We start from the raw sequence: 15956 nt of genomic DNA, 5'->3' as shown, positions 1-15956 counted from the left end.
GATTTCTGATACTTTATATTGTTGCTTATTAATTGTCTTTTCATTGCTTAACCAGTACGGGCAAAGCAATGACAAACTGCGCGATGAAATACTGTGTACTATTTTTCGAAAGCATAAACTAACGTAAAATCCTCTATTTCTTCAAAATGAATATTGAAATTCTTCAATACATTATTAAAATGAAGTTTAGCTTTATTTTGTTTAGCATTTAATTCAAATGAATGAACGTTTATATGGTCTTTGAAACTGATTCCTCTTTCGTTTCTAATTTTGAAAATAGCCTCTTTGGCACCCCAAATAACCGTTAATTTTCGGATATATTCTTCACTATCCATATCCAAGAATTGAAACTCGCTGTCACAAAATTTATCAGCGATTCGAGTGATTTTGTCTCTTTGCAATTCAATGTCGATTCCTACAGTTTCGTCACTGATTATGATGGCCGAAAACTCATGAGAATGTGTGATGGAAATGTGCTTTCCATCGTGTAAATGGGGTTTTCCGAAGGTGTCATAATACAAATCAAAATCAGTATATCCGGCTTGTTGCAATGCCTTACGAACGCTCAGGAAGGCGCGTTGGTGCATTTCGGATTTCATTCCGTCCAGTCGATTTTGATTGTTTACATTAAGAACAATCTGCTGGTTTAATTCGGAGAAAGGTTCCGTTATTTTCCAAATTAAAATTTGGGTGGCGGCATTAGGACGTATGATTTTATAAAGCGGCATCGTGTTGTGATCTTGATTTTTAGCCCCGGTAGCAGTGATATCCTTTTTTCACGCTTTTTTGCGTGTAAAAAGATATAGCGAATAACGGGAAATAGCTCCAGAAACTGAAACAAGTTCAGCTTAAAGAAATTATTTAGTTAATGTTCAAAAGATTAGCGAATTAAACAATTCATAAATCTTCTGGAAAACCGTAAAATTCTAAAGTTATTGCGTAAATTTGCAAAAAATTTTCACCCGAGCCTGAAAGGCGAACGGACGAAGTAATTACAAATATACTATAAATGAGTACTACAACTATGCCTTTTGTGGCTTTCAAAGTAAAAGACATTTCCCTGGCGGCTTGGGGAAGAAAAGAAATTGAATTAGCAGAAGCTGAAATGCCAGGTTTAATGGCGCTTCGTGCGGAATACAAAAACGAACAACCACTTGCTGGTGCTCGTATTGCGGGATGTTTGCACATGACAATCCAGACTGCAGTTTTGATTGAAACGTTGATCGCTCTTGGTGCTGAGGTGACTTGGAGTTCTTGTAACATTTTCTCTACACAAGATCAGGCTGCTGCAGCGATTGCTGCTGCTGGAATTCAGGTATATGCTTGGAAAGGGTTGAACGAACCTGATTTTGACTGGTGTATTGAGCAAACATTATTTTTTGGTGAAGACAGAAAACCATTGAACATGATTCTTGATGACGGTGGGGATTTGACCAATATGGTTATAGACCGTTACCCGGAATTAGTTGCAGGAATCAAAGGATTATCTGAAGAAACTACCACTGGAGTACACAGATTATACGAAAGAGTAAAAGCAGGAACATTGCCAATGCCGGCAATCAACGTGAATGACTCGGTTACTAAATCGAAATTTGACAACAAATACGGTTGTAAAGAATCAGCAGTTGATGCAGTTCGTCGTGCCACTGACTTGATGCTTGCTGCAAAAAGAGTAATCGTTTGTGGATACGGTGACGTAGGTAAAGGGACAGCAGCTTCTTTTAGAGGTGCTGGTTCTATTGTTACAGTTACTGAAATTGACCCAATTTGCGCGCTTCAAGCAGCAATGGACGGTTTTGAAGTAAAAAAATTAGATACGGTTATTGCAACTGCTGATATTATCATTACCACTACTGGAAATAAAGATATTGTTTTGGGTTCTCATTTTGAGAAAATGAAAGACAAAACTATCGTTTGTAACATTGGACATTTTGACAACGAAATTGATATGGCTTGGTTGAACACTAACCACGGTGCATCAAAAATCGAAATCAAACCTCAAGTTGATAAATACACTATTGCTGGAAATGATATTATTGTTTTGGCTGAAGGCCGTTTGGTAAACCTTGGTTGTGCTACAGGTCACCCAAGTTTTGTAATGAGTAACTCCTTTACTAACCAAACACTGGCTCAAATCGAATTATGGAAAAACAGTGCGGCATACAACAATGATGTGTACATGTTACCAAAACATCTTGATGAGAAAGTAGCCATGTTACACTTAGCTAAATTGGGTGTTGAATTAGAGACGTTACGTACTGATCAAGCGGATTACATTGGCGTTCCAGTTGAAGGCCCGTTCAAACCAGAATATTACAGATACTAGTCGAGTCATTGCGAGGAAACGAAGCAATTCTCACTATTTTAATACAAACCCTTGCAGTTCCGAAGTTTCGGGAGCAAGGGTTTTTTGTTTTTGGCCGTGACCCTTCGCAAAAACTACGGGTCGGATACTTATACGTGCCCTGCTAATGAAACCCCAACGACCAATGGAAATTGCTACGCCAAAAAGAACGGCGCGTCAATAAGCCAGATGAAGCATTATAAATCTAGTGCTTGTCTGAGTTGTGAACTTTTTAAAAAATGCACCAAAAATGCCAAAGGCAGACTCATTGAACGCTCCCAATATGCCGATTTTATTTATCAAAATAAAGTCAGAATCCAAAATAATTATGAAACATACCGCAGACGACAAGCCATCGTCGAACATCCGGCAGCCTGTCCCGCTCTTTGCAAGAGAGTAATAAAGCGGCAATGGGATTTTTACTATATCATGACAACCAAAACCATAAAACGCGCCGCAGCTGATGTTGGATTGATTTTTACAGCCTACAACCTGCGCCGAATCTTCAACCTGATTGATCACAATCTACTAAAACAGTATCTAAGAATACTGGCGTTGTATTTTGTGATGTTAAGAGCAATTTTTAACCCTTTATACGGACTGTTTTATTTTAATAATCATCAGCGACTTTTGCCAGAATGAATTTTAATTGTAGTTTATATAACATATATTTACTTAATGATTAACAAAATACAGTTCGTTTAGAGGTTTTTAGACGAACTGACGTTAGCGGGAATCGCACCCACTATAAACGTAAAATCAAACAAAAGAAAACATGAAAAAAACATTGCTTTTAATCGCTCTTTTAACGGTTTTTAATAATACTTATTCACAAGAAGACAAAGTCGATCTTGCAATAAAAGAACTTATTCAAAAAAATAAAATTGTCGGTTTACAATTATCGGTTATTAAAGAAAATGTTATTGTAAAAACAAGTCATTATGGATTCGCCAATATTCAAGATTCAATTGCTGTAAATAGTCAAACCGTTTTTAGCATTAATTCTATTACCAAAGCATTCACAGGAGTTGCAATCATGCAATTAGTAGAAAACGGAAAATTAAATCTAGAAGAACCTATTTCAAATTATTTAGATAAATTACCCCAAACTTGGCAAAAAATTACCGTAGAACAGCTTGCAACCCATAAATCGGGACTTCCTGATGTTTGGGATTCACAAGGCAATATGCTTTCCGAGGATGGTAATATTTTGTTCGAAAACGTCAAAAAGCTACCCCTTGCTTTTGAACCTGGAAAACATGTGAGAGAAGGCTTGGCAAATTACATGCTTCTAGGAATGCTTATAGAAAAAATTAGTGGACAGTCGTTTGAAAAATTTATTATGGAAAACCAATTCAAAAAAGCAGGAATGAAAAACGCCATGAAGGCAGGAATTGGGGATTTTTATAACATTATTAATAACTCATCAAGACCATATACTTATTTTAGAAATAATGTTCTAACTAATGTTTATCAACCAATGCCTTCAAATTTATTGCCTGCAGGTGGGATATATGCAACAGCAACCGAAATGGCACAATGGGTAATTGCATTACAAACTAATCAATTAATTAATGCTGAAAATCTTAAAATTCTTTTAAAACCTATTGAATTAGAAAACGGAAAACCATATGAAGAGAATGGTTTGCTCGACAGAACTTCAATTGGTTTTTCATTAAGTTCAAGAGCTGAAAATCCAATAATTGCTTCAATGGGTGGTGCAAGAAATGCATTATTTATTTATCCTAATAAAAATGTTTCAATAGTAATTTTGACAAATTTAATGGGTTCTCATCCTCAAGCTTTTATAGAAGAAATTGCTAAATTATACATTAACTAAAAATAACAACTGCCGCTAACAGCTAGGGCTTACAAGTGCTACTTAAAAAATCGTAATGCCGGATCTTGACAAAACGTTTGGGCAAAATATGCAATGAAAATCGGCGAATAAACTCTTTGTGCGTTAGTGTCATCAACTTTTTGGCTCCAGCCACTCGGTAATCCTTGTACTCAAAAGTCACGATTTCATTGTCTATACTTTTGATTCTTTGATTGCTAATGGCAATTTTACGTGCCCCGTTAGAAACACAAATCCAAAAAAAATAGTAATCAAAAATGTATCGGGGGTTTCTAACGGGGTGAATGTATCTTCCCAAATATTCCACCACCGATTTGGGATTTCCAAAAGACTTCTTAGCAAATACAACCCAAGGCTTGCACCATAAATCCTGACGGATTTGTTCGTATTCAGTGCAATCTCCTAAAAAGGATGGCTTTATATTTTGGGACTCTAAAAACAATTTTTAACTCTTTTTACGGACTGTTTTATTTTAATCATAAGCGACTTTTGCCAGAACGAATTTTAATTGTAGTTTAAATAATATATATTTACTCAATGATTAACAAAATACAGTTCGTTTAAAGGTTTTTAGACAAACTGACGTTGGCTGTAATTTTGGGGAAAATCGCATAAAAGGAGAAATAAACAAATGACAGATGAGACTAATTTAAAAGATTTTAATAAGGAATTAAACGAAGTATTTGATGACCAAACTTTTGGATTTAGGGATAATTATATTATTACAGGTATAAACAAATCAATAAATTTCACAGTATTTATAACTAAAGAAAATATTGGCTTAAAATATCCTTTCAAAAATATTAGTCAAAAAAAAATAGAAGCATTGTCAATTTTAATAAATGAAATAAATATTAATTTTACACATAGAAAATACAGTACAACACAATTCAATAAATATTCTATTTGGGAAATATACATCAAAGATTTTAATAAAAATCAAATATATAATTTAATAAAAAAAATTAAAAAGCATAATTTATAAGCTATAAATTAATTGCGTTCAGCATTAATAAATTAACTTGAATCAAAAATAAAATGGATACAGAACTACATCAAAAATATGTTGGTTATGAAAACGAAATAAGAAGACATTTAAGAGCAAGATATTCAAAAAATAATGACACTTATAATCTAGTTGATGTACGAAAAGAATCATTATTCTTTTTATTAGTTTATCATTTTTTAATTTTTAATGATATTAAAAAAAAAACTAACCAAGATGTAAATTCACTTCCAGAGAATGAGAGAAAAATTATGTTTGATGGTTTAATTTATTCATTGGGAAATATATTCAATGAAACTATAATTGATAAAAAAGAAATTAATATAATATTTGCTAATTATTTCGATTATCTAAAATATGACTTTATTATTGAAATGATAAACGAACATTATTGTGAACTTTATAACGATTATAGTAGAGACGTATTGAACGTAAAAAAAACGAAACAGGAAGTTTTAAAGACCAAAAATGGTTTTGATAATTTTGAAACTTTTACAAAATTAGATCATCTAGAATTTGGTTTTAAAGTTACAAATTACGAAACGTGGAAATCAGGCGAATTAGTTGATAAAGGAATTGTTGATACATTAATAATTGCAAAAGTCATTATTGAAAACGGTACTAATAAAACTAAAATAGAATTTGTTAAGAATACTTTAGACAATCAAATTTCAACTTTTAATATTTTTGACATAGTAATTACTTCAAACGATAGAATTCAACTATTAATTATACCCGAAGAAACTAATTCAGAAAATATAGCTATTATGCTATTTAAAATGAATATAGGTGTAACACGAAAATTAAAATATTTTAACGAGCAAGAACCTTATTGTTGTAATCTTTTTTTTCATAATGGTAAAATAGTAAAAATGACTTTCTCATTTAGTTCTCCAGAAAAACTTATAGAGTTCTATAATCAAGATTTAATTGATAACTTTAATAAAAAAAATGAAGAAATCATTAATATAAAAGATAATGATTTTGATAAATTAAAAATTGAATTATTAAAATTACCAAAAAATACAGCTTATAAATGCAATATTTTTGATTCAGAAGGTGATTATCGTACTAATACAATAAATTGTAATATTGAAATAAACAATTTTGAAATAATATTCAACATTAATAATGGAAAATTTGATAAAGTGATTTTTTATATGAGAAACAAAAAATTATTTTTTAAATATATAAAACTTACTGAAATAGGAACTATATCAAATGAAACATTCCAAAAAATAGAATTAAGAAATCCAAATAATAATGAATTAGTAATTGAATTTAACTGTTCCAAATGGAAATTAAACTGAAAATTAATGGCTAAAAATTAAATTAATCCTTTAAAAAAACTATTGCCAACAGCTAGGGTTCGTTGCGTGCGCAGCACGAACAATGAATTATAATCACCGAATACCAACAAAAATAAATTCAATAAGGTAAACCCGGGTTGAACAGAACCGATTGTACGTCCGTTAACACTATGGAGTTGTCGTAAAGTTTTTAGAGAGAATATGAAGAGGATTTAGGGTCCTCTTTTTTTTGGAGAATTTTCAGCTTGGTTTTTTTCGTATGTTCCTTCACTTTTGAGCATACATGCGCTTACCCATAAATTAGTTAATATAGGAATTTGAACTTTGGCTACCGCCAAGATACCAAGCTGGAGGACCACACTGGTCAAAGACTGCTATTCGGTGTAAATTTCCTGTTTTACAACACGGACACTTGGGTAAAAGGGTTTCTTTTCTACTTTTTCTAAAACTTTTACCTTAAAATTTTCCTGTAAAAGTTTCAGCTTTTGTCGCTTCCAAGTGCTGCTCAAAAAACCATAATGCCGGATTTTGACAAACCGTTAAGGCCAAATATGCAACGCAAAACGCCTGATAAATTCTGATGCATTTTTGACCCAAAAAAACCAACCTGTTTTAGTTTCAAATTGAGAGCTAATCCGATAAAACAATAAAGAAACCTCTCGATTTACAAATAAATTAATTTGGCAAGCCTTATAATAATATAAGTTTATGGTATCTTTGAATAACATAAATTCTAAGAGACATACAGCTGCTAATTAATTTGTATATCACAACAAAAGATAAAACCCTTTAATTATAAAACCATGAATACTTATTCTATTATCGCTCAGCTTGTAATCGCAGTGTCCGTAGGTTACGTATGGATTTTTAGGTTTGATAACATTGTTAACGAATTTAAACAATACGGCATATCGGATTTGACAAGAAATGTTGTTGGAGCCACAAAAACAGCCTTATCAACCTTGTTAATAACAGGAATTTGGTATCCTGAATTAGTATTTATACCGGCAATTATAATGGCCTTTCTAATGATAAGCGCACAATTTTTTCATTTTAAAGCAAAAAACCCATGGTCTAAACACCTTCCTTCTTTATTCCTTTTGGCATTATCTCTTTTTGTTGCATTATGCGCTTCCAAATAATCAAAACATGAATCTATTGCATTTACTTATTTTATTTTCGGCAACTTCCTTTCTTACCTACGGAATAGCTTATTTTGCCTCGTCGAATATGAAAAATGAATTTAAACGCTTTGGACTTGAAAAATTTGGACCATTAATTGCTGTTTTAGAATTGGCAGGGGCTATCGGTTTATTTATTGGCCTTCAAAATCATACTGTTTTAGTTCTTGCTTCCGGAGGCCTAGCTTTACTTATGCTTCTTGGTACAGGGGTAAGAATAAAGATGAAAGATTCTTTATTGGTTTCTTTACCCGCGTTTTTTTACTTTGTGTTGAATCTCTATATTTTATGCAGAACCTTAGAATAAATCAACACTAAGTTGTTTTTAATATTTACCACCAAACAGTTCACTATTTGTTCTAATTTTAAATTAAAACAAAATACCCATTCCAATAATAATTGAAATGGGTACTATAATAATTGAGAAAATCAATAATGCTTCAGCATAACGCTTTTATCACATTTTGAAATTATTCAATAATAATTTTTTTACTGGTTTTATTATTCTCATCATCAATTAGCTGCATGATATACGTTCCAGACGAAAGAGAAGAAACATCTATCGTATTACTAGAAGACTTTAGTACTGTACTTAAAATCTGTCTTCCTAACAAATCAAATACTGCAACATCTAAGTGCTGTGTTTTTTCAAATTGAACCGTAATGCTGTTTTTTGCAGGATTTGGATAGACCCGAATTAGGGAAGTATCAAATTTTTTAGCACTAAGACTTAAGCTTTCTACTCCACAATACGCTATTGCCCATGAGGTCAGTATACCATCATCCCCTAATCCTGTATCCGTTATACTGAGGGTCCATTCCCCCATAGCACTTTCTCCATTAAAAGCAGAAAGCGGTTGCGCCGGCTTTAAAACACCTGAGATTGCTGGACTTGTTAAAGAACAGTTTATTACAGCCAACCCTTGATCATCAAAAGTAGCATCCAAATCTGGATTAGAATCACATTTACTAGCTATCAGTGAAACATTGGTTCCGGATGGACTAGTCAATACGGCAACGATATCTCCAATATACCCATGTGTAATTTTCATTGAAACATTAATATCTGAAATTGGGATATCTGCTGCAATATCCATTGTACTTGTTGTTGTTAATGTTGATACGATTACAGAAGGAATAGTGTTAGTACTGCTAAAACACTTGTTTGAACCAGTTGTAAAGCTACTTGGCCTACTAAAAACACCGTTTGCACATTCGTTTTTAGGCCTAACTCTCCAATAATATAACGTATTTTCGCTTAACCCTTTATTTTGATTATATCCATTTTTTGAGACAGTTGCGGTTTCTACTATAGATTGAAAATTTGAATCAGAAGCAACTTCCACATCAAAAAATTCAGCACTGTTATTCCCATCTTTAGACCAGATATAGGATGGATAAGTTGATTGTTTCACACTTGTATTAGCTGGACTACTCAGCACAGGCTCCGAAAAAACACCTCCCTTTAGCGTTAATACAACAACTTGAGTTTTGGTTTCTGACGGAGAAGTACCCGCGAAAATGATAGAATAATCCTTAGGGTTTGAATTAGAAAATCCGCTAACGGTCATTAGTATTGTTTCTTTTGAGGTACTTGCTGTTGTTGGTGTAAAGCTAGCTGTGGAACCAGATGGTAAACCTGTCGCAGCAAATCTCACTACCCCCGTAAAACCCGCAGAAGGAATATAATCAAAACTAAAAGTTGATTTATTATCATTTGCACATTGGATTTTCGAGACTTCAAGCGCTGTCAAAAAGAATGTTGGAGTTGTAACTTGCTTAATTATTATAGTTGCGTCATTTACATCTAAGAAAACATTGTCAGCCGCTTTTATCATTAAACGCCCTGATTCCGTCAAAGAAGAGGGTACAATGATGCTTTTAGAACCACTATTTAAAGCCTTATCCGCTAATATAATAGTATCGGTAAAATCTCCTAAAGCCGAAAATAAAATATTTACAAACAAACAGTTTACCGGAAGTAAATTGGTCTTTGCAACATCCCAAGTTATCAGTTGAGTTTCTCCTTGTATCCAAGTCGTGTTTGAGTTTTGACTTGAAACTTTAAAGGGTCCTGCCGTTTGGATTGTATTTAACGTCATCAAATCAGCTGCCGTCTGGCCTCCGTAAACAACATTATCCCTAACCGTAAAAGCAAACTCAAAACTCCGTTGAACCTGGGGGATTACCTCCCAAGTAGGCATCAGATTATTACTTAAAATATCTGTTAATTGCGGGAAATACCTATTAGGTTTTGTAGTTCCTCTTCGGGTTCTAAACATAGGACCTTGAATAGACGTTGGGAGAGGCTGAATAGGACTTTGCATCTCTTCATTGTCGTTTTGTTCCCACGTATAAGTAAGAAGATCTCCTGAGTCAGGATCAGAACCTGTTCCTGACAACTGAAATGCGGTACCTACAGGAATACTATAATTTGCTCCTGCATTGGCTTTTGGCGGTAAGTTGCTAACCTTGATTTCATCAAAACAGGCAGAACTCACACCCCCTTGAATATTAGCACTTATGTCTCGTATGTTCACATAATTAAAATAATCATCCGAATTTGCCTGTACATTTTGCCCCGTACAAATTCCGGCATACCCCATTATTGACGATCCGCTTCCGGGTTCCACTTCGGTATTATTTCCACTTTTCAAACAGGTAGTTGTTCCATTATGGGTATGATACCCTCCCATTTGATGCCCAATCTCATGAGCGACATAATCAACATCAAAAGAGTCTCCAGTAGGATTTGATCTACCAGTCATACCGCTTCCTTTATTTCCGGAATTACAAACACAACCAATACAACCTGCATTACCGCCGCCAGCTGTATTAAAATTATGGCCTATGTCGTAGTTTGCATCTCCAATATTAGCATCTATGGTCAATTGAGTTTGGTCATTATATTCTGTACCCCAAGGGTCAGTAGTTCCATCATAATACATAATGTCAAAATTCTTAGGTACAAACTGATAGGTGATACCTAATTCTTTCTCATAAATACCATTTACTCGTGTCATTGTGACAACCATTTGTGCCATGATATTTGATTTTTTTTCAAAATCAGTCGTGGCATTACCAATAAACAAGGCACCATACTCTCCTGTACACGACATTGCTAATTCATACAACCGAATTTTACTATCATCAGTAGCACCTATCGTTTTATTTATTTGCGTATTTCCAGTTTTTTTAGAAAGTGAATTATCTGTCTCGCAAGTAAAAACATCAGATGAATTATTGACTAGATCATCTCTCTTGTAAGCAATATATACTGACTTATCACTTGTATAGGGATCTATAAAATAAGTTGATTTTCCAGCTTCAAAAACCTGAGCATGAAATCCGGCTTGCGATAAACTAAACCGAATATATTTACCAGGATGTACTAATGAACTACCAACATAACTTTTAATATTTGGTAATTTTGCAGCCAAATCCGGATGCAAAATTTGGGCATCTAAAACTTGGTAGTTTTCAACAGAACCGTCTTCATTAGGCACATTGATTATATTTTGAGAAGTCCCAAAAAACACACCTCTTTTAGGAGTATTCTGTAGTTTATTTTTAACAGAGGCTATACCAACGGTATAAAGTTTGAATTTTGTAGGCATTTTTTCTTTATCAAAACTAATATTATTAATTTTGAGCCGACTGTTTTCGGATAAAGCGGTCCAATCACTTTTATTCTGCCCCCATGATATGCTTAAGGAAAAACAAAACAGTAGGGGTAAAAGAAAATTATTTTTAGTATTCATTATCTTTAAATTTAGGTAAAAAATAAATCCCCCATTGCATTTCTACGATGGGGGATTTTGAATCAATTATTTATTGCATCAGAAACTTAAATGTATCTGATTTATTACCATTTATAACAAGAAAATACATTCCGCTGGATAATTTACTAACAGGTATTTTAGCTTCATTACTACTTTCTAATTGCAAAGCGCTTATTAAACCTCCATTTAGGGTATAAATGTCAACTCGATCAATTGGCGTTCTTGCACTGGAAATTGTAATTACTTTATCAGCCGATAAAACAGTTGGGTATATTTTAAATTCTTCCCCATTAATTTTTTGCGTAGATAAAGTCGCTTGTGTTACCAAAGCAAAAGTTCCAGATCCGGTATGATTTCCTTTATAAGTACGATATTGCTCCGCAGAATATGCAGCACCTAACCCTCCGTTTATTTGAAAATTCTTAGGGTAATTTTTAGCATCATTGATAGAGTTGCTATTTACTTTTATAACTCTTAACCCGCTAGGGTCTGAAAATTCACTTGTTTCAGCATCTGTAAAGAATAGTGTTAAGTCATAGGAAGCTGTTGGTGCATTCAATCCATCTGCTTCTACTTTGATAACTTTCCCTGAATGAGATCCTGCTATATTAGTAAAGTTAGATTTACTACCTGATTCACTAATAGTTAGCGTAACACAACCCAGATCCTTAGTCGCATTTTCTATCATCCCAATGACATCTCCATCCTGATCGCTCAAAAAGTATACTTGGTTACCAATTTTTACGGTTTCACTATCAAATTGCATCAAATCAGATTCTACTGAAGCTGGTGTTCCGCTTACTACTACGTTGTCTAAAGTAAAACTAAAAGCAGTACCTAGTAAAGCATCATTATACCATCTCCAAGCTAAATGAAATTGTGTATTATTTAATGCCGGTGTCGCTTTATTATACTTACCTGAAGACATAACAGCTCCTGATGCTGTACCTGCAAAAAAGGCTAAAGAATTATAATTAGCGCCATCTAAAGAGTATACAAATTCACCATAATCAAACAACGCAGTATTATCTACTTGGTCCGTTTCTCCTCCTGCTTCCCAGTCAAAAGCTACAGTAACATCGCTCATCCCTTTTGTATCAATCAATTTGCTTATGAGAAGTAGATTTCCGTTTTGGGTTGAATCATAAGTGGCGCCTTGAGATGCAGTGCCATTTGAAACGTATGCTTTTCCTAAAGTATTTGGCCCATTAAAAAGCCAAACATTGGGATCCAATCCTATTACACTTTTAGTTTCCCAACCAGATGGAATATTTGAAGTAGTAAAAGTTTCTTTAAAAATCTCTACCGTACCTATACCAATAGCTGGTACATAATCATTATCAACAATTGTGATGTTTTGAATTCTAGATTGCGCTACAGGAGTATTTACATTAAACTTGATTATAATATTTTCTACACCTTCAACTATACCATCATTAAAAATGTTGAGTAAAATTGTTTTAGTCCCATCTTTATCAAAAGACAAACTAGTTGCTGATGTAGTAAAGTCTTTATTAATAGTTGCTGTAGAACCTGAGAAGTCTAAATTAATGGTTTGAGGAGAAGTGATGTTTACCCCAGTAACCTTAACCTCTATTGTATTAAAAACAGCACACCCTTGTGTTGCTGTCTGTTCGTTGACTACAGAAACATTAGCCGATTCAAAGAAAAGTTGGTTTGGATCAGGCGCAATAAATTCATTCCCTACATTAACCGCATACCAGGCATTCGTTACTTGTTTCACTTCATTAGAAAACGTTCCATATTCTTGTCCTGCAACAAGTATACTTGCATCTCTCATCTCTTGAAAAGTAGCGTTTGGAGTAAGTAGCACTTCGGCCTTAAAAGTAATCTGTTCAGCAATAAGAAAACCTAAACCTTTGACACTATAGACCTTCAAAGCATCATTTATTTGATCATCTGCAGCCGCTTTAGCTTTCCCACGAGTAAAACTCTTTCCAGAACCTTCTACTAATAAATAATACCATTTATTTAGAACTCCACTATTACTATGGACTCCGCATTGGTCATTCGCTAAGCTAGGTTGTACACATTGTGGGTCAGACCAAAATTTACCTCCATAACTGTCGGGATCTGTATTTGCTTTTGGATCATCCATCCAACGCAAAGCAGTAGATCCAGCTGCGCCCGGAGCTAACCCACCATCACGTTCATCAATTTGTTCTCCAATTCCCCACGGATCGTAAGGCAACGAACTATCAATTGTAGTCAATACATAGTTTTCTACAGATGCTGCCCAGATATCCGAAAAACCTTCATTCATAGCACCGGATTCTCTGGCGTAAACTAAATCAGATGTATTAGAGCAGACACCATGTCCTATTTCATGTCCACAAACATCCATGGATGTTAAAGGTCCAAAAGAACCATTAGGCTTCGTACCGCCTTGATAACTTCCATCTCCGTAGGTCATTGCAGTACCATTCCAGAAAGCATTGTCATACGCATCACCATAATGTACATAATTAATAACTTTGGTACCACGATTATCATAACTACTTCGATTATGAATAGCTCCCCAATATTTAATTACTATTTCAGCTCCCCAATGCGCATCTAAAGCAATATCATCATTTTTTGTTTCATTGTCAACAGGGTATTTTAGAGTAGTGAAACGACTTCTCCAGTGTTCATCTGCGGTCCAGTTGTTGTCTCCAATTTCAACTTTTAATTGTCCTGATGGAGCATCACCATCATAAATAGAATACGATGGAATATTAGGCACACCAATAGGCGCTCCACCTACTCCATTATAAGAACGCGTTTCGTTTTCTATAACAACCGGCAATCCATTCACAAGAACCGGAATAGTCCCGAATAATGAATAGCGATTATTGACTGCATCTAATGTAGTCTGAAATTTTCTGTTTCCAGCATATCTTGTAGCTCCGTTCCCTTCAACTGAGGCTAAAATTGCTGCTGAATTAGTGGTGTTTATTTTATTCTTTTCGATGTTTTTATTAATTTCATCTGCATGTTTAATAATTGCATCCGTTAATAAAATCTGGCCATTGGCAGCATCAACAAAAACATTGTTTCTTGATAATGGTTTTGATGCGTATATATTGAATTTGTATGCAAGCGTTAAGTCAACCTCTTTTGTCTTATAATTATCAACATATACTAATTCGCCTTTAGGCAAATATTCATTATATGATTTTTGTAATTGTTGTATCTCTTTCTGATTCACCGTAACTTTTAAACTTTTTGAAATATCTTCCCAAACATAATTCTCAGCACCAACATGTTGCTTTGCCTTTTCTAATGCTTGGTCTTGGGACAATGACTTTGTCTTAGAAACATTAGCACCCATAACATAATGCTCTAGTGTAATTGCAGTTACTTTATCTTTTTTAAGAACAATATTATATCGCGCATGCTCCACTTTCACCCCATTATAGAAGGCAGAAAAAGTAACGATATTAAAATTTCCTTTGGTGGTATTGGTGTGAATTTCTTTAAATTCAAATGAATTTTTATCTAATTGCAGTACTTCCACTAAAAAAGCAGGAACACCAGCTAAATTTAAAGTATAGTCCGGTTTAATTTTTAGTAAAGAAGGACTCTGGCGACTTTTATTAAATTTAAATTCCTGGATATTTGTATTTGATTGCAAATATTTTTCATTATTTTGAGTTTTACTTTTTTGAGCGAAAATTAAAAAGGTAAAAAACAAAAAACTAGATGTGAGTAATAGTTTATTCATAGTTGTGCTGTAAAATTTGGTGTACTAATTGAGTTTGTCCTTATTGTTTAATGCTGTGTAATTTGATACTTTATTTCATTAGCGCTAATATTTATTAATTAATAGTATTTGTAGTCTTTAAAATCATTAATTCAAACGAACAATCAATAAACCACTTAGACAAGATCATTTTTAATGTCTAATCTGATTAAACAGAATCATATTAACTATATCACGGTATGCTGTTTTGACTCGTAAAACCAACATTCTCGTAACTATTATTCCAAAAAAAATATTTGATTAAAATTGATTAAAATAAATTTTAATCAAAATTTTGACTTTAAAAAACATAATTATTATATTTTAATCCAAAAAAGAATTAATTAATTAATTTTTTATCAAAAAAAAAGGTTAAAAAAAAATAAACTTAATTTCTAATCAATATTAAAACAATAAATTATTTAAAAATTAATTTCAATTTATTAATTAAAAAAAAATCCTATAGATTTAAACTATTAGAGAGTAATGAATCTAATCTTTATGTTGCTATATAAAATCAGATACCGTTTAAAACTAGAAATAACCTTCTGAATTAGTGAAATTATATCAAAAAAAGAGATGCGTTTATAAAGAATATAATGGAGAGGGAAAATTTGAAAGAAAAAAAACACTACAGTGTCTTTGAGTGTCCAAAAAAATTACAGACAAGCAGTAATCACCTATACAAGTGAAAATTTATATTTTAATTAGAAGATGATTTTCTAAAAAC

General features: G+C 33.3%; 10 protein-coding genes and 2 pseudogenes. 7 read left to right on the top strand and 5 right to left on the bottom strand.

The annotated features are described in order from the left end of the window. Window positions 1-98: 98 nt before the first annotated feature. Entirely contained in the window at window positions 99-728 is a 630-nt protein-coding gene (locus EKL95_RS04315) for a 4'-phosphopantetheinyl transferase family protein (protein ID WP_126563615.1), read from the bottom strand. Window positions 729-1009: 281 nt separating this feature from the next. Here EKL95_RS04315 and ahcY point away from each other — a divergent pair, with 281 nt between their 5' ends. The 3 genes from ahcY to EKL95_RS04300 all read left to right on the top strand — a co-directional run bounded on the left by ahcY (window position 1010) and on the right by EKL95_RS04300 (window position 4184). Further along, window positions 1010-2326 carry an adenosylhomocysteinase gene (gene ahcY, locus EKL95_RS04310; protein ID WP_126457562.1) on the top strand — a complete coding sequence of 439 codons (1317 nt, stop codon included), beginning with the start codon at window positions 1010-1012 and terminating at the stop codon, window positions 2324-2326. A 96-nt stretch (window positions 2327-2422) separates the two neighbouring features. After that, window positions 2423-2986, top strand: coding sequence for a transposase (locus EKL95_RS04305; RefSeq protein ID WP_233589377.1), 564 nt, complete (start codon window positions 2423-2425; stop codon window positions 2984-2986). A gap of 133 nt (window positions 2987-3119) precedes the next feature. After that, the gene (locus EKL95_RS04300; RefSeq protein WP_126553938.1) at window positions 3120-4184 is read left to right on the top strand and encodes a serine hydrolase domain-containing protein; all 1065 of its coding nucleotides are present in this window, start codon (window positions 3120-3122) and stop codon (window positions 4182-4184) included. Window positions 4185-4212: 28 nt separating this feature from the next. On the opposite strand, the pseudogene EKL95_RS04295 reads toward EKL95_RS04300, so the two are convergent. Next, window positions 4213-4644 (bottom strand): annotated as a pseudogene (locus tag EKL95_RS04295) (transposase); the annotation flags it as partial. 189 nt (window positions 4645-4833) lie between these two features. Here EKL95_RS04295 and EKL95_RS04290 point away from each other — a divergent pair. Continuing rightward, window positions 4834-5187 (top strand): hypothetical protein, encoded by a 354-nt coding sequence (locus EKL95_RS04290; protein ID WP_126563613.1) that lies wholly within the window; start codon window positions 4834-4836, stop codon window positions 5185-5187. 53 nt (window positions 5188-5240) lie between these two features. Further along, window positions 5241-6518 carry a hypothetical protein gene (locus EKL95_RS04285; protein WP_126563612.1) on the top strand — a complete coding sequence of 426 codons (1278 nt, stop codon included), beginning with the start codon at window positions 5241-5243 and terminating at the stop codon, window positions 6516-6518. A gap of 300 nt (window positions 6519-6818) precedes the next feature. On the opposite strand, the pseudogene EKL95_RS15130 reads toward EKL95_RS04285, so the two are convergent. After that, a pseudogene (locus EKL95_RS15130) lies at window positions 6819-7111 on the bottom strand (transposase); the annotation flags it as partial. 210 nt (window positions 7112-7321) lie between these two features. Here EKL95_RS15130 and EKL95_RS04275 point away from each other — a divergent pair. Both EKL95_RS04275 and EKL95_RS04270 read left to right on the top strand, forming a co-directional pair. Then, on the top strand, window positions 7322-7660 hold the full coding sequence (locus EKL95_RS04275) for a DoxX family protein (RefSeq protein WP_126516301.1): 339 nt from the start codon (window positions 7322-7324) through the stop codon (window positions 7658-7660). A gap of 7 nt (window positions 7661-7667) precedes the next feature. Further along, window positions 7668-8006, top strand: a complete 339-nt coding sequence (locus EKL95_RS04270) for a DoxX family protein (protein WP_126516300.1) — start codon at window positions 7668-7670, stop codon at window positions 8004-8006. A gap of 163 nt (window positions 8007-8169) precedes the next feature. On the opposite strand, the gene EKL95_RS04265 is transcribed toward EKL95_RS04270, so the two are convergent. Both EKL95_RS04265 and EKL95_RS04260 read right to left on the bottom strand, forming a co-directional pair. After that, window positions 8170-11460, bottom strand: coding sequence for a reprolysin-like metallopeptidase (locus EKL95_RS04265; protein ID WP_126563611.1), 3291 nt, complete (start codon window positions 11458-11460; stop codon window positions 8170-8172). Window positions 11461-11530: 70 nt separating this feature from the next. Then, window positions 11531-15118: a M4 family metallopeptidase gene (locus tag EKL95_RS04260; RefSeq protein WP_158614842.1), complete on the bottom strand. Its 3588-nt coding sequence runs from the start codon at window positions 15116-15118 to the stop codon at window positions 11531-11533. Window positions 15119-15956: the final 838 nt, after the last annotated feature.

Source organism: Flavobacterium sp. LB2P53 (assembly GCF_003970305.1).
Lineage (GTDB): Bacteria > Bacteroidota > Bacteroidia > Flavobacteriales > Flavobacteriaceae > Flavobacterium.
This window is presented reverse-complemented; position numbering and strand designations above follow the sequence as displayed.